This window comes from Rothia sp. HMSC061C12 (genome assembly GCF_001815755.1).
GTDB classification, from domain to species: domain Bacteria; phylum Actinomycetota; class Actinomycetes; order Actinomycetales; family Micrococcaceae; genus Rothia; species Rothia mucilaginosa.
This window is the reverse complement of the sequence record NZ_KV821843.1, coordinates 43,198-69,362: the sequence shown is the minus strand read 5'-3', so window position 1 is coordinate 69,362 and position 26,165 is coordinate 43,198. Positions and strand designations below refer to the sequence as shown.

Sequence of the window (26,165 nt, the reverse complement as noted above, 5' to 3'; positions counted from 1 at the left end):
CGTTCGGGAAGTACCGGCGGGGTAGGGCGGAGAGAAGAACAAGGAGAGCGGAGCGCTTCTGCTTTCTGCCTAAAACCGCTTCTGAAAAGCCTGAACACCCCGCGTTGTACATGCGAGTGTGTAAGATAAAATAATGCGCCTGCACGGTGGCGGCACCCGTCCGCTACTCAACGTCTGCTGATCAACGATGTAAATTGCCGGCGCGCTTTGACCGTCCAAGAAACCCAACCCTGCGTATGAGAGGGAAAGCCTGTGTCTGAAACCGAGAACACTCAGCCTGATTCTGCGACCCCCAGCTACCCCACGCAGGGTGAGCGCATCGCCCCCGGCTCGCGCCGTGACCTGCTGCCGAATAACTACGATGCGAAGAAGGCGCGCATCCTGTTCGTGCATGCACACCCGGACGACGAAACCTCCTCGACCGGCGCGACCATGGCGTACTATGCGCAGAAGGGCGCGGAGGTGTACCTGCTGACCGCTACCCGCGGTGAGCTGGGTGAGGTCATCCCCGAGGAGCTGCATCACCTGGAGGTCGGTAAGCCCGGCTGCCGTGATAACGGTGAGGCGCTGGGCGAGTACCGTACCGGTGAGCTTGCCGGCGCTATCAAGGCACTGGGCGTGAAGAAGCAGTTCTTCCTGGGCCAGGAACCCGCCGTCGCGGAGGGCACGCTGCCGCTATACCGTGACTCCGGTATGGCGTGGGGTCCGGAGGGTAAGCCCGTCGCCAACCCGGTGGCGGCGGAGGATTCGTTGACCGCGCAGCCGCTGGAACCGCAGGCTCAGGCGCTGGTTGCCGCTATCCGCGCCCTCACCCCGGATGTTCTGGTCACCTACGATTCGGACGGCGGCTACGGTCACCCCGACCACGTGCGCGTGTACGAGATCGTGCACCGCGCCCTGCAGATTCTTGAAGATGACGAGGACCGCCCGATTCTCACCTGGGGCATTGAGGGTGAGTTCGATACGGCGGATCAGCGTCTGCAAGCTGCTATTTACGGTGATGGCACCGCCAAGCGTAAGGCAATGGAGGCGCACCGCACCCAGATCACGGTGGTGGACGAGAAGACTTTTGAGTACTCGAATAAGGTGCCGCAGAAGATTTCTGCCGTGGAGACTTTCCGTGTGCTCGACGGTGACCCGACCGCGACCGTGCACCCGAAGCCGCAGGAGGCTGGTCTGGTGGCGGGCGTTCTGACCGGCTCGATTCTGGGCATTTTTGCCGGTATCGCCGGCTCGATTTACCATGCCTGGGTCGTGTACGCGGGCGATACCGCCCTACCGCTGGGCCTGCTGGTGGCGTACCTGACGGTTTTCTTTACCGCCCTGTGGTGCGCCCTGTCGCTGCGCCGCGGCTACGCGGCGGCTGTCGTGGCTGTTGCAGTGTTCGTGACCGTGTACGTGCTCGGTTACGGTCGCCCCGATTCGCCGTTTGTTCTGGTGAACCCGGGCCATTCGGCGATTGGCTTCTACGGTGCCCTGTGGTGGTTCGGCGCCCCGGTCGCGGCGATGCTGGGCATGCTCGTGTACACGCGCGCTCGTGTGAAGGACGCACAGTATTTCTCGCCGCGTGCGGCGCATCAGCGTGCTCGCGCCAAGAAGTAGGCGCCAAGAAGTAGGCTGAGGCTCATCACTACGTCATAACCTAAGGGGAGGGGCGTTCCGGTTAGCCGGGACGGCCCCTCCTGCTGTTTTGGGTGTTGCGCCGCTGCTGTCTTCTAAACCCGCCGGATAGAGGGCAATAGGAAAGAAAATGTATGCGTTATTCGGTGAATTGTGCGGGGTGGAAATAGCGGCGACTTCATCAAAAAATTCATGTGACGAAGATTTCATTTTTGGCTTAATCTATTTTTAAAAGCCAGCCGACTAGCAATAACGCAAAGAAATACCAGGTCAGCCTAGCCTAAAAAATACCCCCACAAACCCATGAGCCCACTGTCTGATACGCCACGAAAATACGGTTAAACAGCCGGTGCGCGATAGACTATACACAGACTTCCCCGCCGGGTACCACCTACTCGGCGGTTTACTCTGTAGATTTTGCCCTGCAGCAGACGACCCGCAGACCGGCGGGCACGGGGCGAACAGCTTGTAGAAAGGCACACCAATGACCTACGTAATCGCGCTTCCCTGCGTGGATGTCAAAGACCGCGCATGCGTTGAAGAATGCCCCGTCGACTGCATCTACGAAGGCGAACGCACCCTGTACATCCACCCGGATGAGTGCGTGGACTGCGGCGCCTGCGAGCCCGTCTGCCCCGTAGAAGCAATCTACTACGAAGACGACGTCCCCGAAGAGTGGAGCGAATACGTCAGCGCCAACGCAGACTTCTTCGACGACCTGGGTTCCCCCGGCGGCGCAGCAAAGCTCGGCCCCACAGGCAAGGACGTGCCCTTCATCGCGGCGCTGCCCCCTCGTGGCGAGTAATCCCTGCGGCGAGTAATTACGGTATAACCGCATAGACTGACCGCACCCGCTAATGGGTGCCAAGAGCCTCCATCACAGCACCCGGTGCCCACGCACCGTCTAGGCGCTGGAATGGAGGCTCTTGCTGTAGGCACGCCAGCGCACGGACGCTAGACTAAAATGACGAAAACTATTCCCAAGCAACCAGGTGACACAATGACTTACGGCCTGAACCTGCCCGAATACCCCTGGGAGGCGCTCGCCCCCTACCGCGCAACCGCGGCCGCCCACCCGGACGGCCCGGTGGACCTGTCCATCGGCACCCCGGTTGATCCGACCCCGCAGAACATTCGCGAGGCACTGGCGGCTGCCTCTGACGCTCCCGGCTACCCGACCACCCACGGCACCCCCGCCCTGCGTGAGGCTATTGCCGAGTGGTTTGAGCGCCGACGCGGCGTGAAGGGCCTGAGCCCGGAGGCAATCATGCCCACGGTCGGCTCGAAGGAGCTTGTGGCGTGGCTGCCGTTCCTGCTGGGTCTGGGCACGGGCGATGTGGTCGTGTACCCGCGCGTTGCGTACCCCACCTACGATATGGGTGCCCGCTTTGCCCGCGCCGAGTCCGTGCCTGCCGACAGCCTGGACGAGCTGGACGCTGATACCCGTAGCCGCGTGAAGCTGATTTGGGTGAACTCCCCGGCGAACCCGAACGGTGTGGTGCGTACCGTGGAGCAGCTGCGTGAGGTTGTGGCGCAGGCGCGTGAAATCGGTGCCCTGGTGGCATCTGACGAGTGCTATGCGGAGCTCGGTTGGGGTGCCTGGGATGAGGCGCGCGGCGGTCAGCCGGTGCCGTCCATCCTGGATCCTCGCGTGTGTGACGGCGACTTCACCGGCCTGTTTGCCGTGTACTCGCTGTCGAAGCAGTCGAACCTCGCCGGTTACCGTGCCGCGTTCATTGCCGGCGCCCCCGAGCTGATGCCGAACCTGATTAATAGCCGTAAGCACGCCGGCATGATTGTGCCCGCCCCGGTGCAGGCCGCCATGATGGTGGCGCTGGCTGATGAGGCGCACGTGGCGGCTCAGAAGGACCTGTACCGTGCCCGCCGTGAGGTGCTGGAGGAGGCGATTACCGCCGCCGGTGGTCGCATTGAGAATTCTGAGGCTGGCCTGTACCTGTGGACCACTTTCGGTGAGCCCACCTGGGATTCCATTGGTCGCCTGGCGGAGCTGGGTATTATTGCTGGCCCCGGCGTGTTCTACGGCGAGGACGGCGAAGGCTACGTGCGTATTGCCCTGACCGCTTCTGATGAGGCGGTGGCGAAGGCTGCTGAGCGTCTGAAGGCATCGGCCGCTAAGTAGCCCCGACGGGTCTAACTAGCCCGCATAGCAGAAAGCCCCCGCACCCTCCCGAAAGGGGAGTGCTGGGGCTTTGCCGTATCTGCTGATAATCGTTGGCTGAGGAGCCCGAACGAGAAGGGTTACTTGCGGTCGCCGGGCAGAACGAACATCTGAACGGTCGGCGGGTTCGGGTTATCCAGAGCGTCCGGAATCAGGTTTCGGGTCACCTTTGCGGAGGTGCGCGACGCCAGCCTGTCCGTAATGCCGGTTGCTACAGCCGTCAGCACGAAGTTCACCGTCACGAAGAGTGCCGCCGCCAGAATCAGGGTCTGCAGCACGTTGCCGTCACCGGAACCGATGCGTCGCGCCGAAGCGAGCAGCTCGGGGTAGGAGATGATGTAACCGAGTGCGGTGTCCTTCAGAATCACCACGAACTGGCTGAGCATCGAGGGCATCATTGCGGTGAACGCCTGCGGAAGCAGGATCCGAATCAACGTCTGGGTCGGGGTCAGACCGATCGCAAGACCCGCCTCGCCCTGGCCGCGAGGAAGCTGCTTCACGCCCGAACGCAGCAGCTCAGCAATCACCGAACCGTTGTACAGAGTCAGACCAATGACCACGGCGATGAAGGGCAGCTGAGCAGGCGGAAGACCGCTGTACTTGCCCAAAAAGAGCCAGAAGAAGATCATCATGATCAGCACCGGCACGGCACGGAAGAACTCCACCACCACGGTGCCGAACCAGCGGATAACGCGGTACTGGGAGAGTCGAGCAATACCGAAGACCACACCGAACGCAACCGAGGTAACCACCGAAACCGCTGCCGCCGACAGGGTCGAGGCAAGGCCCGGCAGGTAGTAGGAACTCCAGGCGCGGGCGGTGAACAGATCAGTCCACTTTTCTGCCTCCAGCTGCCCCTTCTGACCCATCACGGTCAGCACATACACCGCAAATAGCGCGAAAAGGACTACCGCAGCAATGTTGAAGATGCGGATACGACGCTGCGCGATAGGACCCGGCTCGTCGAAAAGCACCGAAGAAGCGGCGCGGGTGTCATTACTGATAAAAGGGTTTTTCATCGCTTCACCGCCAGCTTACGGGATGACCAGGTGGTCAACGCACCAATGGGAACAACAATGATGACAAAGCCCATCGCAAACATGATGAAGATAGCAAGCACCATGTTCGCGTCGAACTCAATCATGGATTTCATCAGCCCGGAGGCCTCCGCCACCGACGCGACCGAGGCGACAGTGCTGTTCTTCGTCAACGCAATCAGAGTATTGCCGAGCGGGGTAATGGCGCCGCGTAGAGCCTGAGGGAAAATCACCAGGCGGGCGGTGTCGAAGAAACCCAGACCGATAGCGCGTGCCGCCTCAGCCTGACCCTTCGGCACGGTGTTCACACCCGAACGGATCGCCTCGCAGATAAACGCCGAATGGTAAATCGACAGGGCAATGACCGCGTACACGAAGAAGTTCGTGTCGAAATCGTGCGAGAAGGAGAGCTGGAACTGCGTCCACACACCCAAAATGGCGAAAGTCATCATGATGGTGAGCGGAGTATTACGGACAGTATGCACATAGGCGGTGCCCACCCAGCGCAGGGACGGGACGGGGCTGATGCGCATGAGCGCCAGCACAGTACCGAGAACGAACGAGCCAAGAGCCGCCCAGAAGGTCAGCTGAATATTGGTCATGAAGGCGCCAACCACATCGTACTTGGACAGGAGGGTGCCGAGTTGGTCAAAGAATGACATTCGTGAACCTCTCTAGAGGCCTAGGCGCAGGAGGTGCCCAGGTGCGGCGGGTTGGTTTCGGTGTTGTAGTGGTAGCCGGTGCCTTCGGTGTACTTGGTGATGAGCTTCTCCCAGGTACCGTCGGCAACCATCTCGTTGATGGCGTTGTTCACGGCTTCGCACTTGTCAGTGCCCTTGGGCAGACCCACGCCGTAGCGTTCGGTCGTGAAGGGGGAGCCGACCACTTTCAGCTTGCCCTTGTTCGCTTTGGTGGCTGCCAGACCGGCGAGGGTAATGTCGTCGGTGGTGACGGCGTCCACCACGCCGCCGTTGAGGGCGACCACGCAGTCGGAGTAGCTGTTCTGCTTGACCAGGTTCACGTTCTTGGCGAACTTGTCCTGCACCTTCTGGGCGCTGGTGGAGCCGGTGACGGAGCAGAGGTTCTTGCCGTTGAGGTCGTCCGGGCCGTGAATATCGGTGTTATCGGCACGCACGAGCAGGTCCTGACCAGCCGTGTAGTAGGGGCCGGCGAAGTCCACGGTCTTCTTGCGGCTTTCAGAGATGGAGTAGGTCGCAAAAATCATGTCTACCTGACCGGTGTTGAGCATGTTTTCGCGGTTAGCGGCGGGGGATTCGACGAACTCAATCTGCTCTTCGGAGTAGCCGAGCTTACCGGCGACGTAGCGTGCCACCTCCACGTCGAAGCCGGTGTAGGTGTTGCCGTCCTGGTAACCGAGGCCGGGCTGGTCTACTTTGATGCCGATGCGGATCTTGTGGTCGCTGTCTGCGCTGGAGCATCCGGCGAGGACGCCGGTCAGAGCGAGGGATGCTGCTGCGGCGAGTGCCGCGAGCCTACGTGAATATTTTTGCATGTCGGTCCCTCTGCTTTAGTGGTTGATGATCTTGGAGAGGAAGTCCTTGGCGCGCTCGCTCTTCGGGTTGGTGAAGAACTCGTCCGGGTGCGCCTCTTCGATGATCTCGCCGTCGGCAAGGAAGACGATGCGGTCTGCCGCCTTGCGGGCAAAACCCATCTCGTGGGTCACCACGATCATGGTCATGCCTTCCCTCGCGAGGGAGACCATGGTGTCGAGCACCTCGTTGACCATTTCGGGGTCGAGCGCGCTGGTGGGTTCGTCGAAGAGCATGACCTTGGGCTTCATGGCGAGTGCACGGGCGATGGCGACGCGCTGCTGCTGACCGCCGGAAAGCTCTGCGGGCATCTTGTGCACCTGGGAATCCACACCGACCTTCGCGAGCAGGTTCATGGCTTCTGCTTCTGCCTCTGACTTGGACATTTTGCGGATTCGGCGGGGCCCAAGGGTTACGTTATCGAGGATGTTCTTGTGCGCGAAGAGGTTGTAGGACTGGAAAACCATGCCGACTTCGGCGCGGAGCTTGGCGAGTGCGCGGCCTTCTTCGGGTAGTTCTTGTCCGTCAATGGTGATGGATCCGCTGGTGATAGTTTCGAGGCGGTTGATGGTTCGGCAGAGGGTGGATTTGCCGGAACCGGAGGGGCCGAGGAGGACGACGACCTCACCTTTTCCCACGGAAAGATTGATGTTCTTCAGAACGTGGTTGGTGCCGTAGTACTTGTTGACGTTGGCGATTTCGATGAGGTTTTTCTGCGCTTCGGGAGCTGCCTGTGCGGACATTTTGAACCCTTTCACGTGAGGTGCGTCTATGATGCGGGTTGTCTGTATGCTGAGTTTTCAGCTTACGCCTCAGACGGTTTCCTGTCTGCAAAATATTCACTTTACTGGGTAAGCAATGTGAATTTTTAAGCATGAATGCATAGTTATAGTATTTTTGACGTAAAAATATGGGTAAAAAACACCCCATCTTCACAAAAGGCTCTGACTAGGGAATATATTCTTCCCTTTCTCTACGCACTCACGAGGTGTCAAACGCCTTTGGGGAGGTAGTCACGACTTGGTAAAAATTTCGAAAAAAGCGCAAAAAAGTGCCCGATAGGTGAGATAACACCTATCGGGCACTCTTCAACACCCCTCACAAGGGGCTAAAACAGCTTAGGCTTCGTAACCGTTGGGGTTGTTCTTCTGCCAGTTCCAGTGGTCGCGAACCATGGTCTTAATGTCGCGGCTAGCGCTCCAACCCAGATCCGCCAGAGCAGAGGAAGGATCAGCGTAAGAGACCGCAACGTCACCGGGGCGACGATCCACAATCTTGTACGGCAGCTCCTTACCGCACGCCTCCTCGAACGCGTGCAGAACCTGCAGAACCGAGTAGCCGTTACCGGTACCCAGGTTCCAGGTGTGCAGGCCGCCGTGCTCAGCAATGTAGTTCAGCGCCTTCAGGTGGCCATCAGCCAGGTCAACCACGTGGATGTAGTCGCGCACGCCGGTACCGTCAACGGTCGGGTAGTCGTTACCGAAGACGTTCAGGTGATCGCGGCGACCCACAGCAACCTGCGCGATGAAGGGCACCAGGTTGTTCGGGATACCCGCCGGGTCCTCACCGATACGGCCGGACTCGTGCGCACCAACGGGGTTGAAGTAACGCAGCAGAGCAATGTTCCACTTGGGATCGGAAGCAGCCAGGTCAACCAGCATGTCCTCAATGTGCTCCTTGGTGCGGCCGTAGCAGGACTGTGCGTCCATGTTCATCTTCTCGATCAGAGGCATGGACTCGGGCTCACCGTACACGGTAGCGGAGGAGGAGAACACGATGGAGTGGCAGTCAGCCTCGTCCATTGCGTACAGCAGGTTCAGGGTGCCAGCCACGTTGGTCTGGTAGTACCACAGCGGCTTCTCAGCGGACTCGCCCACAGCCTTCAGGCCCGCAAAGTGAATCACAGCGTCGGGGCGAACCTGCTTGAAGAGAGCCTTCATACCTTCGAGGTCGAGCAGATCAACCTTGTGGAACTCGGGGGCGCGGCCAGCGAGTTCAGCGACGCGCTTGAGGGACTCCTCGGAAGAGTTCGCGAGGTTATCCATGACGACGACGTCGTGGCCTGCCTTGAGCAGTTCAAGTACAGTGTGGGAGCCGATGTAGCCGGCGCCGCCGGTAACGAGTACCTTCATGATGTCCTTTCGGGCTTTATATATCCGGAAAAAGTGCTCCGGATGGGGGACAAAAGCTGTTGAGCTGTATCTAATGGTACAGCTGTGCACGAGGTGTAAGTACTGCGGGACACTGTGCGCTTGTGCACTCTGGTGTGAGCATGTGGGAAGCGTTCTTTAGGTGTGTCGCCACTCGCTTTTGCCCAGCGCCTGAATCCGCGTATCAGCTGATTTCTGATCCGACTTCTAATCCCACCAGAAATACCACTGGCGGCTCTGGTGAATAAACTCCGTCAGCTGCTCAATATCTTCAAACACCTGGAACGGAAGATCGGAACAGAATGCGAATTGCTCGACCGCCAGATTCTTCGCTTCGATCGGGTCGGTGACGGGGCGTTCCACCAGAAACTCTAGGCAGTCAGCACCGTCAAGAGCCGCCGGGATGGCACCGTACTTTTCACGCCAATAGTGGGTGAACGCCAGCTGAGTTTCAGCGTCCGGGCAGTCATTCCAGCCGCCGAAGGGCAGGTACGCGGGAATATCGGCGGGGTCATCGGTCGGAATCTGCAGCAGGAGCATCTCGCCTTTCTCTTCTTCATCCAAAAGCTCGTAGCAGAGCAGAGCGGAAAGAGTCGGGGCGTCATCTTCGGGCTCCTCATCGGGCAGAAAATCGGAGCTCATAAACTCGTCAACAAGCTTGTTGAGGTCGAACTCGTCAGGGGCGTCCTCGTGAGTATCTTCGCCGTCACCGGTAACCTTGCGCAGCTGCTGGGCAATGACTGCGCTGCCGTACTCTTCGGCGGAGGCGCCGCCCCGGGCGGTACGGTAACGCTGCAGGATGGCACGAGTGTAGGCGCTCACCTGCTCGGGGGTTAGCGTCTCAACATCGTCAATGATGTCGTGCTCAAGGGACACCGCGATAACCATGCTTTCAAGCACCGTATCGTTCAGGTTCAGGAAGAAAGGGACGAACCCCTGCGCGCGCCCCAGCTTAGACAGCTCATCGTAACGAGCCATGGCATCAGCAGCCGAAGCGCCCATTGGAATACGCTCGTGCGGGTAGGGGAAGAGACGCGTAAAGTGCCGGTAGGTTTCGCTCATCGTCGACTCTGACTTAGTCGATTCGGGCATCTGAATTCCTCTCTGAACTGTATAAGCGGTCAGTCATGGCGGGTGCGCTGTACCCGATACTACCAGCCTAGCGAAAGCCCGAGCCGCCCGCCCTGAAAACGGTCATCGTAGCCGCCACGGATTCGCGCCCAGCCTGTGAAAGCGGCAGAAGAAGGAACACAGGGCACAGAAAAGGGGCCGGGATGCTTCACACATCCCGACCCCAAAAGATTGCAAAGACAACCAGCACTAGTGCACAGACTAGTTCAGGTGCAGCGCCTCGTTCAGCTCCACGGTGTTCTTTGCACGCGGCAGAACCTCAATCGCGCCGCTGATCGAATTGCGGCGGAACAGCAGGTTCGACACGCCGGACAGCTCCGCAGCCTTCACCACGCGCGCCTCCTGACCGGGTAGCAGAACACTCACGCGCGAACCGGCGGTCACGTACAGGCCAGCCTCAACCACGCAGTCATCACCCAGGGCAATACCGATACCGGACTCCGCACCCAGCAGAGAACGCTCACCAATGGACACGCGCTGAGTGCCGCCGCCGGAGAGGGTACCCATTGTGGAGGCGCCGCCACCCACATCCGAGCCGTCGCCCACCACAACGCCCTGAGAAATACGGCCCTCAACCATGGAGGTGCCCAGGGTACCGGCGTTGAAGTTCACGAAGCCTTCGTGCATCACGGTCGTGCCGGACGCCAGGTGCGCACCCAGGCGCAGGCGATCACCGTCGCCAATGCGCACGCCGGCGGGAACCACGTAATCCACCAGGCGCGGGAACTTATCAATGTGGCTCACGCTCAGGTGGCCCAGCTTGCGCAGACCAATCGCCAGCTTCTGGAACTCGGCGGCAAGCACCGGGCCGTGGTTGGTCCACGCAACATTCGCCAGGGTGCCGAACAGGCCGTCCAGGTTCAGCTCGTTGGGGCGAACCAGAGTGTGGGAGAGCAGGTGCAGACGCAGGTACGCGTCGACCGCGTCTTCGGGTGCCTCATCCAGGTTGATGGATGCGGTACGCACCTCGGTGCGGGCATTGCGCGCCGGGCGCTCAGCGGCCAGGTCCTCCAGCTCGTCCGCGATGGACAGGTCGGGAGTCTGGGTGAGGGAGGGAGCGGGGAACCACGCATCCAAGACGGTGCCGGCGTGCTCGCCAGAGACAACAACATTGACCAGTGCGACGCCGGAGGCGTAACGGGGAGTGTTTTCAGACATGCCTCCCATTATAGTTTTGGGGGTGAGAGCCCCTTCAAGACCGTCTCATATGCTCGATATCGGCGTTGTGGGCGTGGGGGTGGGCGCGGGCGAACCTGTAAGGTGGAAGGATGAGCGTTTCCCCCAAGAACTCTGAGCTTCACCCTGTACCGCAGCCGCCCCTGAACCTGGACGTGTCCATGCCTGAGCTGACGCGTGCCCTGCTGGATTACGAGTCGGTTTCCGGCAATGAGCAGCCAATTGCTGACGCCGTGCACATGGCGCTGTCGTTCTGCCCGCACCTGCACCTGACCCGTGACGGGGACGCCATTATCGCCCGCACCGAGTTCCCGCCGCTACCCGGCGCTGAGGGGGAACGCACCCGCATTATTCTTGCCGGTCACCTGGATACCGTGCCCTTGCCCACCGTTGAGGGTTCCCCGGGTACCGTGCCGTCCACGGTGCGTGAAGAAGAGGACGGGTACGTGCTCTACGGCCGCGGCGCAACCGATATGAAGGGCGGCGTGGCGGTCCAGTTGAAACTTGCCGCCGAACTGACCGCGCAGGACACCGACTACAACCTGACCTATATCTTCTACGACAACGAAGAGGTCGCCAGCGAGCTCTCCGGCCTGGCGCGTCTGATCCGCAACCACGGTGAGCTCATCACTGACGCAGACTTCGGCGTGCTACTTGAACCGACCAACGGCACCATTGAGGGCGGCTGCAACGGCACCATGCGTTTCTTCGTGCGCACCCGCGGCCTTGCCGCCCACTCGGGACGTGCATGGCACGGCGAGAACGCAATTCACGCCCTGGCACCGGCGTTGGCGGCGCTCGCCTCCTACGAGCCGAAGACTATTGCTGTGGAGGGCCTGGACTATCGTGAGGGTCTGAATGCGGTGCAGATTTCTGGTGGCGTTGCCGGTAACGTGATTCCTGATGCGGCGGCAATGCACGTGAACTACCGGTTCGCCCCGGATAAGACCCTGGACGAGGCGGTCGCCCACGTGCGTGAGGTCTTCACCGGTTACGAGCTGGATTTTGTGGATCTTTCCCCGGCGGCTCGCCCCGGACTGGACACCCCGCTGGCGGCTTCCCTGATTGAGGCGGTGGGGCAGGAGCCTCAGCCGAAGTACGGTTGGACGGACGTAGCACGCCTGAGCGAGATCGGTATTCCCGCGGTGAACTTCGGCCCCGGTGACGCTCTGCTGGCTCACACCGATAACGAGCACGTGAGCTTTAGCCAGCTGACCCGCTGCCACGCCGATTTGCGTGCCTGGCTGCTCAGCGACCGTGACGAGGACTAACCGCGACGAGGACTAGCCGCGGCGCTAACTCTGTTGGTGCTGATTCTGCCGGTGCTGGCGCTACTATTTAAATTTAGGTGACCGTCAGGGGTTGACGGTCCTGCATGATATGAGATTGACATGAACTTTCTTCTGATTCTGCTTGCCCTGCTGATTTCGGGCATTGCGGTGCTCTCCGTTGTGGCGCTCGGCGGTGAGCGTGCCGTGCCCGGTGCCGCGTTCTTCAGCGGCGTGGGCCGTGACGGTCTGGGCACCTTCGACCGTGTGGAGGATTTCGGCTTTATCGCTCCTCTCGTCGGTGCATCCGAAGATAACAAGGCACTTGAGAACGCACCCGCCGCTGAGTCTGCTGCTTCGACCGCAGAATCTGCTGATGCTAACGTCGCTGCCGCTGAGCCGGTTCGCCGCGGTGCGGTTCCCCTGTCTGATGATGCGGAGAGCACCTTGAGCGCGCATGACTTTGTGGAGAAGCGGAAGAGCCCGCAGGCTGAGGGGAACTAACGCCCGTGAGTGTTTCGCCTGAACGTAATAGTGCTTCCCCCGCGTATTCTCCCGCGCAGGGTGCCGCCATCCCCGCCTCCACGAAGGAACAGGGCGAGTCTTTTGATGAGTTGCTGACCTGGGCGTACACCGCCGCCGGTGAGCGCCTGCACCGGGTGGGGGAGCGTCTGCGTGCCCTGCCCGCGTGGCTGTCGGTACTGCTGATTTACGGTCTGTCCCGCGTGTGGGGCTTCATCGTGTTTGCCGTGGTCGGTCAGCAGCAGCTGCGCAGCCCGTGGGGTCAGCATCTGGATTATTTGTCGTTCATTAGCATCTGGGATGCCGGCTGGTATGAGCAGATCGCGGTACAGGGCTACCCGAGTGAGCTGCCGGTGAATGCGGCGGGTGTGGTTCAGCAGAATCAGTGGGCTTTTTACCCGATTTTCCCGCAGCTTTCCGGTGCTATTAGCCATGCGACGGGCATCGGGTACTACCCGGTGGCGGCGACGGTTGCTCTGATTGCCGGTTTTGCGGCGGCGTGGGTGATTTACCTGCTGTTTGAGGCGTCGTTGAAGGCGACCGGTTTCACAAGTGAGGAGTCGCCTTCTGCGCTGTCCATGTGGGCTGTGGCGTTGGTATCGTTCTTGCCGGTGGCGCCGGTGCTTCAGGTGCCGTATGCGGAGTCGCTGAACCTGGTGTTCCTTGCCGGTGCGCTGCTGTGCCTGGTTCAGGGACGCTACGGCCTGCTGGTTCCTGTGGCGGCGTTGGCGTGCCTGTCCCGCCCGGTGGGTGTGCCCCTGGGCGCGGCTGCCGGCCTGTTGTGGTTTGCGTGCTGGGTGCGTTCGAGCCGCCAGTCGGGTATGGGCACGGCGTTTGTGCGCCATCTGGGGCAGCTGGTCAGCGCCTTGGTGGTGTGTGCGTGTGCGCTGGTGTGGCCTGCGATTGCGTGGTGGGCTACGGGCCGTGTGGATGCGTACACCGCCACGGAGACGGCGTGGCGCGGTACCCATTTGGCACCGATTCAGCCGTGGCTGTCGCAGGGTTACCTGTACTTTGGGTATGCGGCTCCGGTGTTGCTGACTCTTCTGATTTTGGGCTTTATCGCTCTGTGTTTGAGCCCGCTGGCGCGTAGGGTTTTGGCGGCTCCGCTGAACCTGTGGTGCCTGAGCTATTTTGCGTATTTGATTCTGTTTTTGAATCCGCAGTCGTCGACGTTCCGTCTGTTGTTGCCGTTGTTCCCGTTGGTGATTGTGGTGGCGGCGGCGAGCCGTTCGCGGGCGTATCGTTGGGCGTTGCTGGTGGCGGGTGCGTGTGCGCAATGGGGCTGGGTTGGCTGGCTGTGGCATTGGAAGCAACTCCCCGGCGGCGGAGACTACCCGCCGTAAACCGCTGAATCTATCCAACGGATGTTTGAGACCGCCGGTGTGCTGCCGGCGGTCTTTTGCGTTCGGGAGGCGGGCGTGCCTGCGGTTGGAGCCGCAGCGTTTTAACCCGGCGGCGGAGACTACCCGCCGTAAACCGCTGATGTGGTGTTCTTAGCCGTGGGCGCAATGCCCTTCCGCGGTGCTGTAGCGTACGCCTTCTGCTTGTCCAGAGCTTAAAGACACGTCCAGAAAGCGCCGCGGGTTCGGCGGTGCTGGCTCGGAACTGATAATCTATATTCTGTGTTTGGTATTAGTGGCACCGAGTTGATTATTTTGGCCATCATCACGTTTGTGGTGATTGGCCCCGAACGCATGCCCGAATACGCCCGACAGATCCGTGAATTCGTCAAGACAGTGCGCCGCATGGCGTTCGATGCGAAGGACGACTTCAAGGAAGCCCTGGGCGAGACGGGTCTGGAAGATATTAACTGGCGCCAGTACGACCCCCGCCAGTACGATCCGCGCGTGATTGTGAAGCAGGCGTTTGCTGAGGATGACGCCGAGCGTGAGCGTGAGGCGAAGGAACGTGAAGAGGCGCTGCTGAAGGAGAAGGAAAAGTCGGAGAGCCGTGCTCTTCCGCGAGGCGCATACGCCCCCTTCGACGTGGACGCCACCTAAGATTTTGAAACGAAAGAACCCCGCACCGTGATGGTGCGGGGTTCTTTCTGTATCAGCTGTCTGACCGTCAGCTTCTAGATGCTTGGTCCTAGACGGCGACATCTCTAGACGGCTGGATCTCTAAACAAAGAGCGGCAGGCTTTGACCCGCCCGCGACTCGCCCGACTGCAACAGCTGCGAGGCGATGGACTGAATCTCTTCGGCGGTGGGGGAGTTCGGGTGGCTCCAGACCACCGGGGTGCCCTCGTCGCCGCCGGTACGCAGGTTCACATCCAGCGGGACAGAACCGAGCAGCGGTACAGGGTAGGAGAGCGCATCCGAAAGACGCTCAGCGAGCACCTGACCGCCGCCAGAACCGAACATGTCGAGCACGGTACCGTCCGGCAGAGTCATGGCAGCCATGTTCTCCACCACACCCACGACCTTCTGACCGGTCTGCAAGCTCAGGGTACCGGCACGCTCCGCCACATCCACCGCGGCGTGCTGCGGGGTGGAAATGAGTACCAGCTCCGCATTCGGTAGCAGCTGAGCCATGGAGATGGCAATATCGCCGGTGCCGGGCGGCAAATCGAGCAGCAGCACATCCAGGGCGCCGAAGTGCACGTCCATGATGAACTGCTCCAGGGCACGGTGCAGCATGGGGCCGCGCCACGCCACCGGCTCGTTGCCCTTGAGGAACATACCGATAGAAATCACGCGAATAAAGCCGCCGCTGACCTTCTGCTCACCCCAACGCTGGGCGGGGGCGGGCACATCCACGGTCGGCGGAAGAATCAGGTCATCCAGGCGGGTCGGGGCGTCGGTAATACCCAGCAGACCCGGAATGGAGAAGCCGTGCACATCCGCGTCAATAATGCCCACCGCAAGCCCGCGCGAAGCGAACGCGGCGGCAAGGTTCGCGGTCATGGAGGACTTACCCACACCGCCCTTACCGGACACCACGCCGAACACGCGGGTCAGCGAACCGGGCGCGGTAAACGGGTTGGAACGCTCCGGCTTGAGCATCGAACGCAGGGCGGAACGCTGCTGCGGGTTCATCGCACCCACCTGCAGCTGCACACGCTCAATACCCTCAACGGTGGCGGCGGCGTCACGAACCTGCTGCTCGATGGTGTTCTTCAGCGGGCAACCCTCAATGGTGAGTAGCACCGTGACCTCAGCCCAGTGACGGCCGGGAATCGGCTCACCGTGCTCATCCAGTTCAGGATGCACGAGCGCAGTCTCAACCATGCCCAGCTCCGTAATGGGGCGGCGCAGTTCGGGATCCTCGACGCGGGCGAGCGCCGCGTAGAGCGCATCCTGCAGGGGCGAATTAGCGGTCACGGGCGCCTCCCTCACGGGTGCGCTCTGCCTGCTGCTGTTCCTGCTGGGATTCGCGGCTCTGAGGCTGGCTCAAATCGCCTCGGTGGGAATCCTGCGTGGAGTCCTTCACGGAGTCCTTTGCAGAGCGTTCAGCATTGTCAGAAGACTTCTCGGTACCGTTCTCGGTGCCCTCAGCGCCCTGCTCCTCAGTCTCCTGCTCCTCAGCGTCCTTTTCCTCGCCCTCGGAGATATCGATATCGTCGATAGCCTCCTCCAGGTCCTCAATGTCCTCACTGATGTCCTGCAGCTGCTCGGCGTGACGCTCCTGCTCCTGCGCAATGTTCTGCAGTTCCTCAAGAATGTCACGCAGCTCGCTACGGACGAAGTCACGGGTCGCAACCTCACGCAGAGCAATACGCAGCGAAGCAATCTCGCGGGTCAGGTACTGGGTCTCCTCCAGGTTCTGCTGGTCACGCTTACGGTCCTCAGAGGCCACCACGCGGTCGCGGTCATCCTGACGGTTCTGCGCCAACAGCAGCAGGGGAGCAGCGTAAGAAGCCTGCAGGGACAGCATCAGGGTCAGCAGGGTGAAGTTCAGGCTACGCGGGTCGAACTGCATCTCCTCCGGCGCCAGGGAGTTCCACGCCAGCCACACGCCACAGAAAATGGTCATCCACATTAGGAACTGCGGGGTACCCATGTAGCGTGCAAAACCCTCGGTCATGCGGCCGAAAGCGTCCGGGTTGGGGCTCGAGAACAGCTTCGGCTTGCGGGTGCCGGGGGTGCTCAGCTGCGAGTCGCTACGTTGCGGGCGGGAGTCGCCGCGCTCGCGGTTGCGTTCAGCGTACTTCTTCTCAAGGCGGTCCTTGAGGATGCGCGCCTTATCGATGCGGGGGTTCTCTTCGGTACGGTTTGCGTCGCGGCGGTTCGATTCAGGCAAAGCGTCGTCCTACCTTTCGTACGGGAGTTCCATCATCGTAAGTGCGCCAGTCTTCGGGCAGGAGCGCATCGAGCACGTCGTCGATGGTCACTGCGCCTACCAGGCGGTGCGATTCGTTCACAATGGGAACGATGGTCAGGTCGTAGGTTGCCAGCACGCGTGCCAGCTCTTCCAAACTAGCCTGGTCAGAGACCGGCTCAGTGTCGGTGTCGAGGATGTGGCCGATCGGCTCGCTCGGCGGCACACGCAGCAGCTTCTGCATGTGCACCAGGCCCAGGTACTTGCCGGTCGGGGTTTCCAGGGGCGGGCGCGTCACCATGACGGCAGCCGCCATCGCCGGAGGGATCTCCTCGGCGCGGATGTGCGCGAGCGCCTCCGCGACGGTCGCCTCGGGGGAGAGGATGATCGGCACCGGGTTCATGAGCGAACCGGCGGTACCTTCGTCGTATTCGAGCAGTCGACGCACGTCGTCTGCTTCGTCGGGTTCCATGAGTTCGAGCAGCTTTTCACGCTGGGCGTCGTCCAGTTCGATGAGCAGGTCGGCGGCGTCGTCCGGTTCCATCTCTTCGAGGACCTGCGCGGCACGCTCGTCGTCCAGGTGCGACAGAATCTGCACCTGATCCTCGGCGGGCAGCTCCTGCAGAACGTCCGCGAGGCGTTCATCCTGCAGTTCGGCTGCGATTTCGACCATGCGCTTATCGCTCATCTCGTGGATGGCGTCCGCAAGGTCGGCGGGCTTGGAGTTCTCGTGGTTCGCCACGAACGCGGTTGCCGCCTGCGGTTCCACGTCGGTGGAGAGCACCGCCTCGTCCCAGTCGACGATGAGGGTCTCCTTGGAGCGGCGGCGCCACGTGCTGGAGGAGGAGCTGACGCGGGAAACGAACAGCTCGGTCACGCCCCAGTCGCCGTTGCGGCGCTGCTCAATGGCGACGTCCTCAATGACGGCGTCGCCGCTGCCGTCGAGCAGACGCACGCGGCGGTCAAAGAGCTCACCGACAATGAGAGTCTCAGAGTTGCGCTGTTCAAAGCGGCGCAGGTTCACCAGGCCGGTCGAAATGATCTGTGAAGCGTCGATACTTCGCACACGGGTCATGGGCATGAACACGCGTTTCTTGCCGAGCACCTCAACGATGATGCCGACAACAATGGGTTCGCTGCCCTTGGCGGGGCGGGCGCCCGCAATGGATGCGCCCAGGCCGCGTTTGAGCACGACGACGTCTCGGAGACGGCCGAGGCGGTCACCGAAGGGGTCAAAAACGTCGAGGCCCAAAAGGCGGGCAATGTAAATCTTGCTGGGGGTGCTGAACTTCGAATTGCTCACCTCTCTAGGGTACGCCCCGCCGCGGGGATTCGCACTTTGAGAAGCCGAATTGAACAGGTGTTTGCTACGCCTGTAGAAGAGCTGACTGCCCACCGGGTCCAGGGTTAGGGCGGGCGGTAGAATAGGAGCCATGACTTCTAACCTGCCGAATATTCCCTCGACCCCGCCTTCTTCATATCTGGCCTCGCGCCTAGCGCAGGCTCAGGGCAAGCCCCTGCCCGCCGGTGAGGCGATCGCCTCCTTCGTTCGTCACGATGATGCGCTCGCCGCTTTCGATGTGCTCAGCGAGCAGGATTATCCGGTCACGGCGCTGTACCTGGTCAATGACGGTATCCGCCAGGTGGAGTACCCGGTACAGCCCGGTTACGGTCGTGCCCTGATTTCTGCGGCGATTCAGGGCGCGTCGATGGGCCTGGTGTTTTCGGTGCTGTTGACTCTGACCGGTGACTCTTTTACGTCGGTGGCGCTAAGGTACGTACCGCTGTCGGTGGCTGTGTTTGTGCTGTGGCAGATGTATATTCTTCGTCGTAATCGCGGTATTCGTTACCCGATGCGTACCGAGGCGATTCCCTCGCGTACCGTGATGTACGCTCTGCCGGAGTACGCTCAGGATGCACGCCGCGTGCTGGGTGCGCACCCTCGCTTCTCGGCGGCGGTTGCGGCTGCGCGGGCGGCGGCGGCCCCGGAGGCTTCGCAGGCGCGGGCGGCTCAGAGTACCGTTTCGATGAATGGTGCACCGGTTCCGACCGGTGCGCCGAAGGCACCCTCGTACCGTGCGCAAGCGGGTAGTCAGCCGGCGCCGAACCAGAACCTGCCCGAGCGTGATACTACTGCGCAGAACGCGGTGGCTCAGAGTGCGGCGCAGAACATGCCCGCACCGGTTGCCCCCGCACAGCCTGCACAGCCTACTCAGTCCGCACAATCCGCTCAGCCTTCCGAACAGGAACAGGCAAGTACTGACCAGGCGACCGCTCAGAAGTCAGATACGCAGAAGCGCCCGGCACAGCGGTACGGTCTGCGCGTGGACGACCCGGAAGAATACGCGAAGCTGATTCAGCCCAAGCCGCAGCGTCCGACCCCGCGCCCGCAGGGCCTGCACGATAACTCCTCGCAGGATAAGTCCTCGAAGGACTCCGAATAACCGAACCTGCAACGGCGGTAGCCGCCCACAACGGCGGGAAACAGGCATAGAAGATACGCGAAAGCCCCTCACCGAACGAATCGGTGAGGGGCTTTCCCTATAAGACGTTACTAACGTAACTGGGGGGGGGGCTAGACGTTACTTCGCCAGCTTCGCCATCCACTCCTCAATGCCCTCAACGGTGCGGGGCAGAGCAGCGGAGAGGTTCACGTTGCCGTCCTCGGTGCAGAGCACGTCGTCCTCAAGGCGGATACCGATACCGCGGTACTCCTCGGGGATAGACAGGTCCTCTTCCTTGAAGTACAGTGCCGGCTCAATGGTGAAGACCATGCCCGGCTCCAGCTCAGCCCACATGTACAGTTCAGCCTTCGCCTGCGCGCAGTCGTGCACGTCCAGGCCCAGGTGGTGGCTGGTGCCGTGAGGCATCCAGCGGCGGTGCTGACCGCCCTCAATGGTGAGGGAAACCTCGGCAGAAACCGGCAGCAGGCCCCACTCTTCCAGACGGTGAGCCAGAACCTCCATAGCGGCGTCGTGAAGTTCGTGGAACTTACGGCCCGGCTTAGCCACAGCGAACGCGGCGTCAGCAGCCTCCAGCACAGCGTTGTAGACCTTCGCCTGAACCTCGGTGAACTTACCGTTCACGGGGAAGGTGCGGGTCACGTCTGCGGTGTACAGGGTGTCGTCCTCAACGCCTGCGTCCAGCAGCAGCAGCTTGCCGTCATCGACGGTGCCGTTGTTACGGATCCAGTGCAGGATGGTTGCGTTGTTACCGCACGCTGCGATGGTGTCGTAGCCCAGGTCGTTACCGTCGGTACGTGCCACGGAGAAGAACGCAGTCTCAACGACGCGCTCACCGCGGTGGTGCTCCTTAGCCTTCGGCAGTTCACGAATGACCTCTTCGAAGCCCTTGACGGTCATATCAACGGAACGCTGCAGGTTCTCAACCTCGATAGCGTCCTTAATCAGGCGAGCCTCGGAGAGAGCCACGGCCAGTTCGGAGTCCAGCTTGTCAGCCTGCTCCAGCTCCACGCCGGTGTTGTAGCGGGAGGTGTCAACCAGCGCGTCAACAGCCGGGTCAACGTTGCGGACCAGGCGGATGTTCACGCCGCCCAGGCCCTGGTTGCCGGCGTTCTTGGTGATAGCAACCTCAAGCTCGGACAGGTCGCGGGTACGCAGACCGTAACGCTCGGAGAATTCCTTCAGGGTGGGGCGGGGGCCAACCCAGAACTCGCCGTAGCGTGCATCCGCGTAGAACTCTGCGGTGTCACGGCCAGCCAGCGGACGGAAGTACAGGGTCACCTCGTGGTTGGAGCCGTTGTCGCCGGTACCCTCTTCGACGGGCTCGAAGATCAGCACGGCGTCGGGCTCGTGGTCGATGCCCAGACCGGTCTGGTGCGCAAACGCCGAGTGGGGGCGGAAGCGGTAGTCGCAGTCGTTGGAGCGGACCTTCAGCGGGCCTGCGGGCAGGACGAGGCGCTCGCCGGGGAATGCCTTGGAGATCTTGGCGCGGCGCTCAGCTGCGTAGTCTGCTACGGGCTCGCGGGTGTAGCCGTCATCTTCGGCAGGTGCCCAGTTTGCGGCAATGAATTCGGTGAACGCAGACGCCTTAGGGGTGCTGCGGTGGTCAGTCTTCTGAGCTTCGGTGCTCTTCTCGTTGTTCTCAGTCATGGGTTAATCATATCGCCTTCACCATAGGTGGGCAGGTGTTTTAGCGCTTTTGACCATAAGAGGGGCGCGGTGGGGCAGAATATATCTTTGACTTGCGACCGGGTACCCGATATTGCGCCGCCGATATTGGTAGGGTTGAATCAGAAGAGTAGATGACATGCCTTAGACCCCGCTGAGGTGGCGACGAACTAGCAGGGGTGGGGAAGGAGAGAAGATGACGCAGACAGAACACCGAAATAGTGCACCTAATGCGCAGCAGGCGCCGCAGCCCGCTGAATCGGGCGCGCCTGAAAACCTGAACCTTGCTGGGCGTTACGATCTGCATATTCACTCCGCTATCTCTGACGGCACGCAGAGCCTGACTGAGCTGGTGCCGCTGATTGCTCGCGCCGGGTTGGCTGGGTTTGCGCTGACTGATCACGATACGACGGCTGGTTGGGCACAGGCGGCTCAGCTGGCGGATGAGCACGGTCTGGATTTTCTGCCGGGTGCCGAGTTCTCTTGCCGTTACCGGTACACCGACGGTGAGGGCCGCGCACGCACGAAGACTATTCATCTGCTCGCTTATGGTTTTGATTCGGTGGGTTCGGAGTTGGCGCGCCGTGTGGAGGCGATTCGCGCCAGCCGTGAGGGCCGTGCGCAGGCTATTGTGGGCCGTCTTGCCGCTGACTACCCGCTGACCTGGGATGACGTGTTGGCGCAGGTGGGGGAGGGGAACACGGCGGTGGGTCGCCCCCATATTGCTGATGCGCTGGTTGCTGCCGGTGTGGTTGCTGATCGTTCTGAGGCTTTTGCGAAGCTGCTGTACACGGGCAGCCCCTACTATGTGCCGCAGGATGCGCTGGACCCGTTGAAGGCGGTGCGTCTGGTGCGTGAGGCTGGGGGCGTGCCGGTGATTGCGCATCCGATGAGTACGATGCGTGGACCCGCGTTGAGCCTGGAGTACCTGGGTTTGATGGTGGATGCTGGCCTGGCGGGTGTGGAGGTGTACCACCGTGAGAACTCTCCGGAAGACCGGGCGCGCCTGCTGGAGTTTATTGAGCGTCAGCGTGCTGCGGGCCGTGAGGTGCTGGTGACGGGTTCGAGTGATTATCACGGCGCGGGTAAGCCGAATCTGCTGGGTGAGAATACGACGGATGCGGCGACGGTGGCGCGTATCCGCGAGCAGCTGGCGGCACAGCACTAAGACGCAAGTGTGGGGCGGGTTCCTAATCAAAGGAACCCGCCCCCCATTCTTTTGCTTTCACCTCATTGCATATTCCCTAAATCTCTACCTGAAGGTTAGGATTTTTGGTACGCTGAGAACGTTCTACTCATTGGGGCGCACAAAGATTGTGCCTCCCCTCTGTTCATGAAGGAGCTATGATGCTTCGACAATTATTCACCCGCCCCACAAAGCGGGCCATCCAGGCCGGTGGCACGGTACTGCTGGCAGGTGCCATGGTGTGCGGTAGTGTTCCGGCGTATGCCACCGGGCATTTGAAGCCTCACGAGGTGACCCCCATTGTACAGCCGGACGAACCGGCAGTGACCTGCAACGACCGCGCAGAATATGAGTACTATCGGCAAGATGGTGAATTGGGGCGTCGCGTTATCTTTAATTGGGCGCAGTGCATTGGTCTGATTTCTGAGTATCAGAAGCACCAAATGGTCAAGAAAGATAGTGTTATCTCTCGTGGCCAGTTTGTGGAGTATTTGTACCGTCTGTCGGGTTCTCCTGAGGTGAAGAATCTTCCAGCTCAGTCACCGTACGGTGATATTAAGACTGATGATCCGCGTTTTCCTGTGGTGATGTGGGCTCGTGAGCGGGGCATTACCTGGGGTTGGAGTGATGGGAATTTCCATTATGATACCCCTGCTAGTGAGTCTTCTACTGCCTTGATGGTGTATCGGTTGGCGGGCAGTCCAAAAGTAACGGTAGCTGCATATGACCCTGAGAAGTATTTCCCCCCTACTCCTTGGAAGGAAAAATGGCCGAATATGCCATATAATTCGGAGCTTCATAAGGCATACACCTGGTTACACTATGGTCTTCAGAATCCAAATAATGAAGATTCTATTGAGAACGTATCGTATCGACGGTATGGTATCGTATCGCCTAACGATGAATTTGAATGGTTGGCTTACGCTACTTATGAGCAGGCTATCGAAGTGATTCGTCTAGCAGATAAATCTTTCAAATTTAAATAAACTATGTGCGCCTCACCTAATGTTAGGTGAGGCGCACATTTTAGTAATTTTTATTCAGTGATTGGAAAATCTTTTTTATTAGAAATATCTGCTGAATCCTCAGTAGATTTATAGACATACTGATTAATTTCAATCTTGTAGGGTGGGTTCAGGGAATTTTTAATAGAAAACTTCCATTTATCGTTCAGAACCTTGGGTTTAGGTTTGTTATTGTCTTCGTAGTCCATGTGGCATTCGTCGTATGCGTTTGCTCCAATAATATTCAAACGCCTAACACTACCTTCAAGATAGAAGCCCCACAGTGAAGCGAGGATTCTTTCTAGGGGTACTTCTTGGCTTGGCCCGTAGGGGTTGTCTGAGCGTACTCCCGTGAAAGTGCAGTCGCTAGCCCACGAGCTGATATACCAGTTCGCTGCCTCGTGGTTATGTGCTTTATCTGAGACTGCGTCATGCCAGCTGGAGGATTCACCGATACAGCCCACATAGTTATTCCTCGGCATGAGGGCAAACCATCCGTGACCACCGTTCTCTTGAGCCGTGCATCCTTGAAAGAGGTTACGCGTTCCGGCGACATACCATCCAGCACCGGTCTTGGCAGTATATTGATCGTCGGACTGGTCCTTTTTCCGCGTTACGTAGATAGAATTTTGTAGCACGGATCGGCGGTTGTACCAGCTGGTTGACCCAAAAAATTTGCATTGGGAGGCGTAGATTTCAATTCCGGCGTAGTTTTTCCCTGAAAGGTTGGCATCAGAAATATCTACTGTAAGGAACTTATTATCTGCGCCACCAGGATTATTGCCATCTTTGCGGCGTAACGGATGACCGACAGGTTTGCCAACCAGCAAGCCTTGGCGCAAAGACTTGCGGACACGGATTTTATCGACTTTCATACCTCGGTCATGAAGCCCCAAAATCGCAACACCCATATCTACATCCCAAATTTCTAGGTTAGAGAGGGAAGGGACAGCTTCAGGGTCATTAGGCTTACCCGTAAACTCAGTGTGTAGAATAATGCCTGCAACATGGGCTAGAGGTGCCCTAGTATGCATATTATCCGTAAGCTGCTGTACGTTGATATGCCCTTTTTAGGGGCTCGTGCGAATCCACATATCACGCACTCCGAAACGCATCGGACGGTTATCTGTCGCATTAGATGTCGGGTTTTGATAAGTTCCCGTATGAAAAACACCGAAACATTCATCAGAGGTACCCGCTGCCTTGGTAAGCGCATCTGTGGACGTCGCAATAATTCGGGTAGACATTCCATGCCCGAAAAACTCCACCTTATCGAGCAAGTGAATGAAGGGGTGCGACACCTTGTAAATACCGGCAGGTAGCTCAATTGACCCTCCGCCGAGCCAATACAGGCGCTCTGCCAGCTTGTTCAGCTGATCGGTGCAGTCCACTCCGCCCGTGGGGTCTACGCAGTAATCCAGAACATTAACATGAAGGCCGTTCTTCGCAAGATTATGGGCTGTGTACTCCCTCGCAGTATCAGTGTACGTGAGATATTGCAGACGCTTATTGAACTCGTCTAGCCGCTTCTGGGTATTTTTTACCCATTCTGGGGCGCGAGTCATGAACTCTTCAGTCTTGTTTGCTTGCTCCGCATGGGCTGGGGAGAAAGCTGAGACTCCTGCAGTGGTTGCGGCAAGAGCTCCTCCTGCCAAAAGGGCGCGCCGCGATGGCGCATGATATTCAGACATCGATGTCTCCTAGAGGTGAGTGAATTATTCGCCCTTCATCACGACGAAGTGATGTTAGTGGGCGAATACTTTCTGCACGTAGCACCGTGCTGCGCTGCAGAAGGTATCTCTAGTGTGTATCGCTTTTTCTTCTCTTTGCAAGAAAATTTATGATTTTTACATAAATTCATTTCAAGTTTTACGTAAATATTTTAATTTTCCTCAACATATTAATGAGGTATATAAAATCTATTGCTTTAAATATTTTTAACATTGCACTGAAGCTGAAGGAGAGAATGAAACTGTGTCGGTTTGCTCTGTATCTTGGCGATAGAAAGGGGGTGTGCGGCTCAAGAGAACGGCGGCCACGGGTGGTTTGCCCTAATGCCGAGGAATAACTATGTGGGTTGTATCGGTGAATCCTCCAGCTGGCATGACGCAGTCTCAGATAAAGCACATAACCACGAGGCAGCGAACTGGTATATCAGCTCGTGGGCTAGCGACTGCACCTTTACAGGAGTGCGCTCTGATAATCCTTACGAAGATAGTGACAAGCCAGAGGATAAATTTCCACTAGATAAGGCTCTCGCAGCACAATGGGGGTTCTATCTTGAAGGTGGCGCAAAGCGTCTTAGTATTATTGGCGCAAATGCTTTCGATGCTTGTCAGATGAGTGATAAGACCAGAACTGCGGCCCAAAAGAAAATTATGGGGGATAAATGGGTTCTTAAAATCAACTCTGAGCTTTATGAGCTATTAAGGATCGAAATTAATAATTTTAAATTTGAGGGAAAGCTTGTAGCGCCGAGAATCCCTAAAGCCGAGAATGAGTCCACAGAAAACTAGAAAATAGTTTGGTCCCCTGCATAGAAGAGCAGGGGACCAAACTATTTTTATAATCTCTTAAAATACGCCTCGAGTATCTGCCATGCGCAATACTTCAAAAGCCTGTTCATATGTTGCCTGGAAAGTCCATTGGCTCACTCGTCGACCTTCAGAGTCCATGCTCGCGACGTCATGGTACCTAACCGATTCGTGGAAGCCAGTGTACTTCTTATCAAAGCCGGCTCCAGTGTATTTCAACCAAACATAGGCCCGATGCAACTCTGAGCCGTAAGGAAGGTTGGGGTTCCGCTTGGTCCAGGGCTCTTCCTCATTCGGAGGATTCATATCGGGTAGCTTGACCGCCGGACTACCAGCTAGGCGGTATGCCATGATTACTGTCGTCGTTTCATTCGCGGGGGCATCGTAATGGAAATTCCCATCACTCCAACCCCAG

General features: G+C 59.2%; 24 protein-coding genes and 1 pseudogene. 11 read left to right on the top strand and 14 right to left on the bottom strand.

The window, feature by feature from the left end:
• Nucleotides 1–252: 252 nt before the first annotated feature.
• The 3 genes from HMPREF3055_RS01750 (at nt 253) to dapC (ending at nt 3,760) form a co-directional block, all read left to right on the top strand.
• Nucleotides 253–1,602, top strand: coding sequence for a PIG-L family deacetylase (locus HMPREF3055_RS01750; protein WP_070737607.1), 1,350 nt, complete (start codon nt 253–255; stop codon nt 1,600–1,602).
• A 502-nt stretch (nt 1,603–2,104) separates the two neighbouring features.
• Nucleotides 2,105–2,425, top strand: a complete 321-nt coding sequence (fdxA, locus tag HMPREF3055_RS01745; protein WP_005505213.1) for a ferredoxin — start codon at nt 2,105–2,107, stop codon at nt 2,423–2,425.
• A gap of 195 nt (nt 2,426–2,620) precedes the next feature.
• A complete protein-coding gene (gene dapC / locus HMPREF3055_RS01740) occupies nt 2,621–3,760 on the top strand; it encodes a succinyldiaminopimelate transaminase (RefSeq protein WP_070737604.1) in 1,140 nt (379 codons plus the stop codon).
• A gap of 119 nt (nt 3,761–3,879) precedes the next feature.
• Here the strand turns inward: dapC and HMPREF3055_RS01735 are convergent, their stop codons facing one another.
• The 7 genes from HMPREF3055_RS01735 to dapD all read right to left on the bottom strand — a co-directional run bounded on the left by HMPREF3055_RS01735 (nt 3,880) and on the right by dapD (nt 10,834).
• A complete protein-coding gene (locus HMPREF3055_RS01735) occupies nt 3,880–4,818 on the bottom strand; it encodes an amino acid ABC transporter permease (protein WP_005508486.1) in 939 nt (312 codons plus the stop codon).
• Complete coding sequence (locus tag HMPREF3055_RS01730; RefSeq protein WP_049327621.1) at nt 4,815–5,498, bottom strand: amino acid ABC transporter permease; 684 nt, start codon at nt 5,496–5,498, stop codon at nt 4,815–4,817. Before HMPREF3055_RS01730 ends, HMPREF3055_RS01735 begins: the two co-directional genes overlap by 4 nt.
• Before the next feature lie 20 nt (nt 5,499–5,518).
• A complete protein-coding gene (locus HMPREF3055_RS01725) occupies nt 5,519–6,349 on the bottom strand; it encodes a glutamate ABC transporter substrate-binding protein (protein ID WP_049337285.1) in 831 nt (276 codons plus the stop codon).
• A 15-nt stretch (nt 6,350–6,364) separates the two neighbouring features.
• A complete protein-coding gene (locus tag HMPREF3055_RS01720; RefSeq protein ID WP_049337287.1) occupies nt 6,365–7,129 on the bottom strand; it encodes an amino acid ABC transporter ATP-binding protein in 765 nt (254 codons plus the stop codon).
• Nucleotides 7,130–7,504: 375 nt separating this feature from the next.
• Nucleotides 7,505–8,518 carry a UDP-glucose 4-epimerase GalE gene (gene galE, locus HMPREF3055_RS01715; protein ID WP_049354216.1) on the bottom strand — a complete coding sequence of 338 codons (1,014 nt, stop codon included), beginning with the start codon at nt 8,516–8,518 and terminating at the stop codon, nt 7,505–7,507.
• A gap of 225 nt (nt 8,519–8,743) precedes the next feature.
• Nucleotides 8,744–9,628, bottom strand: coding sequence for a DUF4253 domain-containing protein (locus tag HMPREF3055_RS01710; protein WP_070737601.1), 885 nt, complete (start codon nt 9,626–9,628; stop codon nt 8,744–8,746).
• 240 nt (nt 9,629–9,868) lie between these two features.
• The gene (dapD, locus tag HMPREF3055_RS01705; protein ID WP_070737597.1) at nt 9,869–10,834 is read right to left on the bottom strand and encodes a 2,3,4,5-tetrahydropyridine-2,6-dicarboxylate N-succinyltransferase; all 966 of its coding nucleotides are present in this window, start codon (nt 10,832–10,834) and stop codon (nt 9,869–9,871) included.
• A 101-nt stretch (nt 10,835–10,935) separates the two neighbouring features.
• On the opposite strand from dapD, the gene dapE reads away from it, so the two are divergent.
• From dapE to HMPREF3055_RS01685, 4 genes are all read left to right on the top strand, one after another.
• Nucleotides 10,936–12,114, top strand: a complete 1,179-nt coding sequence (gene dapE / locus HMPREF3055_RS01700; RefSeq protein WP_070737594.1) for a succinyl-diaminopimelate desuccinylase — start codon at nt 10,936–10,938, stop codon at nt 12,112–12,114.
• A gap of 120 nt (nt 12,115–12,234) precedes the next feature.
• On the top strand, nt 12,235–12,615 hold the full coding sequence (locus tag HMPREF3055_RS01695) for a taurine ABC transporter substrate-binding protein (protein WP_070737591.1): 381 nt from the start codon (nt 12,235–12,237) through the stop codon (nt 12,613–12,615).
• Nucleotides 12,616–12,620: 5 nt separating this feature from the next.
• The gene (locus tag HMPREF3055_RS01690; protein ID WP_070737590.1) at nt 12,621–13,979 is read left to right on the top strand and encodes a hypothetical protein; all 1,359 of its coding nucleotides are present in this window, start codon (nt 12,621–12,623) and stop codon (nt 13,977–13,979) included.
• A gap of 279 nt (nt 13,980–14,258) precedes the next feature.
• Entirely contained in the window at nt 14,259–14,636 is a 378-nt protein-coding gene (locus HMPREF3055_RS01685; RefSeq protein WP_005505243.1) for a twin-arginine translocase TatA/TatE family subunit, read from the top strand.
• 120 nt (nt 14,637–14,756) lie between these two features.
• On the opposite strand, the gene HMPREF3055_RS01680 is transcribed toward HMPREF3055_RS01685, so the two are convergent.
• Genes HMPREF3055_RS01680 through HMPREF3055_RS01670 form a run of 3 tightly spaced genes read right to left on the bottom strand, consistent with a single transcriptional unit; the run spans nt 14,757 to nt 18,199 of the window.
• On the bottom strand, nt 14,757–15,959 hold the full coding sequence (locus HMPREF3055_RS01680) for a P-loop NTPase (protein ID WP_070737587.1): 1,203 nt from the start codon (nt 15,957–15,959) through the stop codon (nt 14,757–14,759).
• Nucleotides 15,949–16,878, bottom strand: coding sequence for a DUF1003 domain-containing protein (locus HMPREF3055_RS01675; protein ID WP_070737584.1), 930 nt, complete (start codon nt 16,876–16,878; stop codon nt 15,949–15,951). Before HMPREF3055_RS01675 ends, HMPREF3055_RS01680 begins: the two co-directional genes overlap by 11 nt.
• On the bottom strand, nt 16,871–18,199 hold the full coding sequence (locus tag HMPREF3055_RS01670; RefSeq protein ID WP_005508498.1) for a magnesium transporter MgtE N-terminal domain-containing protein: 1,329 nt from the start codon (nt 18,197–18,199) through the stop codon (nt 16,871–16,873). The genes HMPREF3055_RS01675 and HMPREF3055_RS01670 overlap by 8 nt, the downstream gene beginning before the upstream one ends.
• Before the next feature lie 130 nt (nt 18,200–18,329).
• Between HMPREF3055_RS01670 and HMPREF3055_RS01665 the strand changes: the two genes are divergently transcribed.
• Nucleotides 18,330–19,340 (top strand): hypothetical protein, encoded by a 1,011-nt coding sequence (locus HMPREF3055_RS01665; RefSeq protein ID WP_070737580.1) that lies wholly within the window; start codon nt 18,330–18,332, stop codon nt 19,338–19,340.
• Nucleotides 19,341–19,478: 138 nt separating this feature from the next.
• On the opposite strand, the gene HMPREF3055_RS01660 is transcribed toward HMPREF3055_RS01665, so the two are convergent.
• The gene (locus HMPREF3055_RS01660) at nt 19,479–21,008 is read right to left on the bottom strand and encodes an aminopeptidase P family protein (protein ID WP_070675762.1); all 1,530 of its coding nucleotides are present in this window, start codon (nt 21,006–21,008) and stop codon (nt 19,479–19,481) included.
• Between the two features lie 214 nt (nt 21,009–21,222).
• Between HMPREF3055_RS01660 and HMPREF3055_RS01655 the strand changes: the two genes are divergently transcribed.
• Both HMPREF3055_RS01655 and HMPREF3055_RS01650 read left to right on the top strand, forming a co-directional pair.
• Nucleotides 21,223–22,194: a PHP domain-containing protein gene (locus HMPREF3055_RS01655; protein WP_083318000.1), complete on the top strand. Its 972-nt coding sequence runs from the start codon at nt 21,223–21,225 to the stop codon at nt 22,192–22,194.
• A gap of 176 nt (nt 22,195–22,370) precedes the next feature.
• Nucleotides 22,371–23,198: an S-layer homology domain-containing protein gene (locus HMPREF3055_RS01650; RefSeq protein WP_239662515.1), complete on the top strand. Its 828-nt coding sequence runs from the start codon at nt 22,371–22,373 to the stop codon at nt 23,196–23,198.
• Nucleotides 23,199–23,248: 50 nt separating this feature from the next.
• Here HMPREF3055_RS01650 and HMPREF3055_RS09355 read toward each other — a convergent pair whose 3' ends face one another.
• Both HMPREF3055_RS09355 and HMPREF3055_RS09350 read right to left on the bottom strand, forming a co-directional pair.
• Nucleotides 23,249–24,127: a hypothetical protein gene (locus tag HMPREF3055_RS09355; protein WP_246826871.1), complete on the bottom strand. Its 879-nt coding sequence runs from the start codon at nt 24,125–24,127 to the stop codon at nt 23,249–23,251.
• Nucleotides 24,128–24,286: 159 nt separating this feature from the next.
• Complete coding sequence (locus HMPREF3055_RS09350) at nt 24,287–24,907, bottom strand: glycoside hydrolase family 55 protein (RefSeq protein ID WP_246826870.1); 621 nt, start codon at nt 24,905–24,907, stop codon at nt 24,287–24,289.
• A 381-nt stretch (nt 24,908–25,288) separates the two neighbouring features.
• On the opposite strand from HMPREF3055_RS09350, the gene HMPREF3055_RS01640 reads away from it, so the two are divergent.
• Nucleotides 25,289–25,732, top strand: coding sequence for a hypothetical protein (locus HMPREF3055_RS01640; RefSeq protein ID WP_199908899.1), 444 nt, complete (start codon nt 25,289–25,291; stop codon nt 25,730–25,732).
• Nucleotides 25,733–25,789: 57 nt separating this feature from the next.
• Here HMPREF3055_RS01640 and HMPREF3055_RS09325 read toward each other — a convergent pair.
• Nucleotides 25,790–26,165: pseudogene (locus HMPREF3055_RS09325) on the bottom strand (heme peroxidase); the annotation flags it as partial.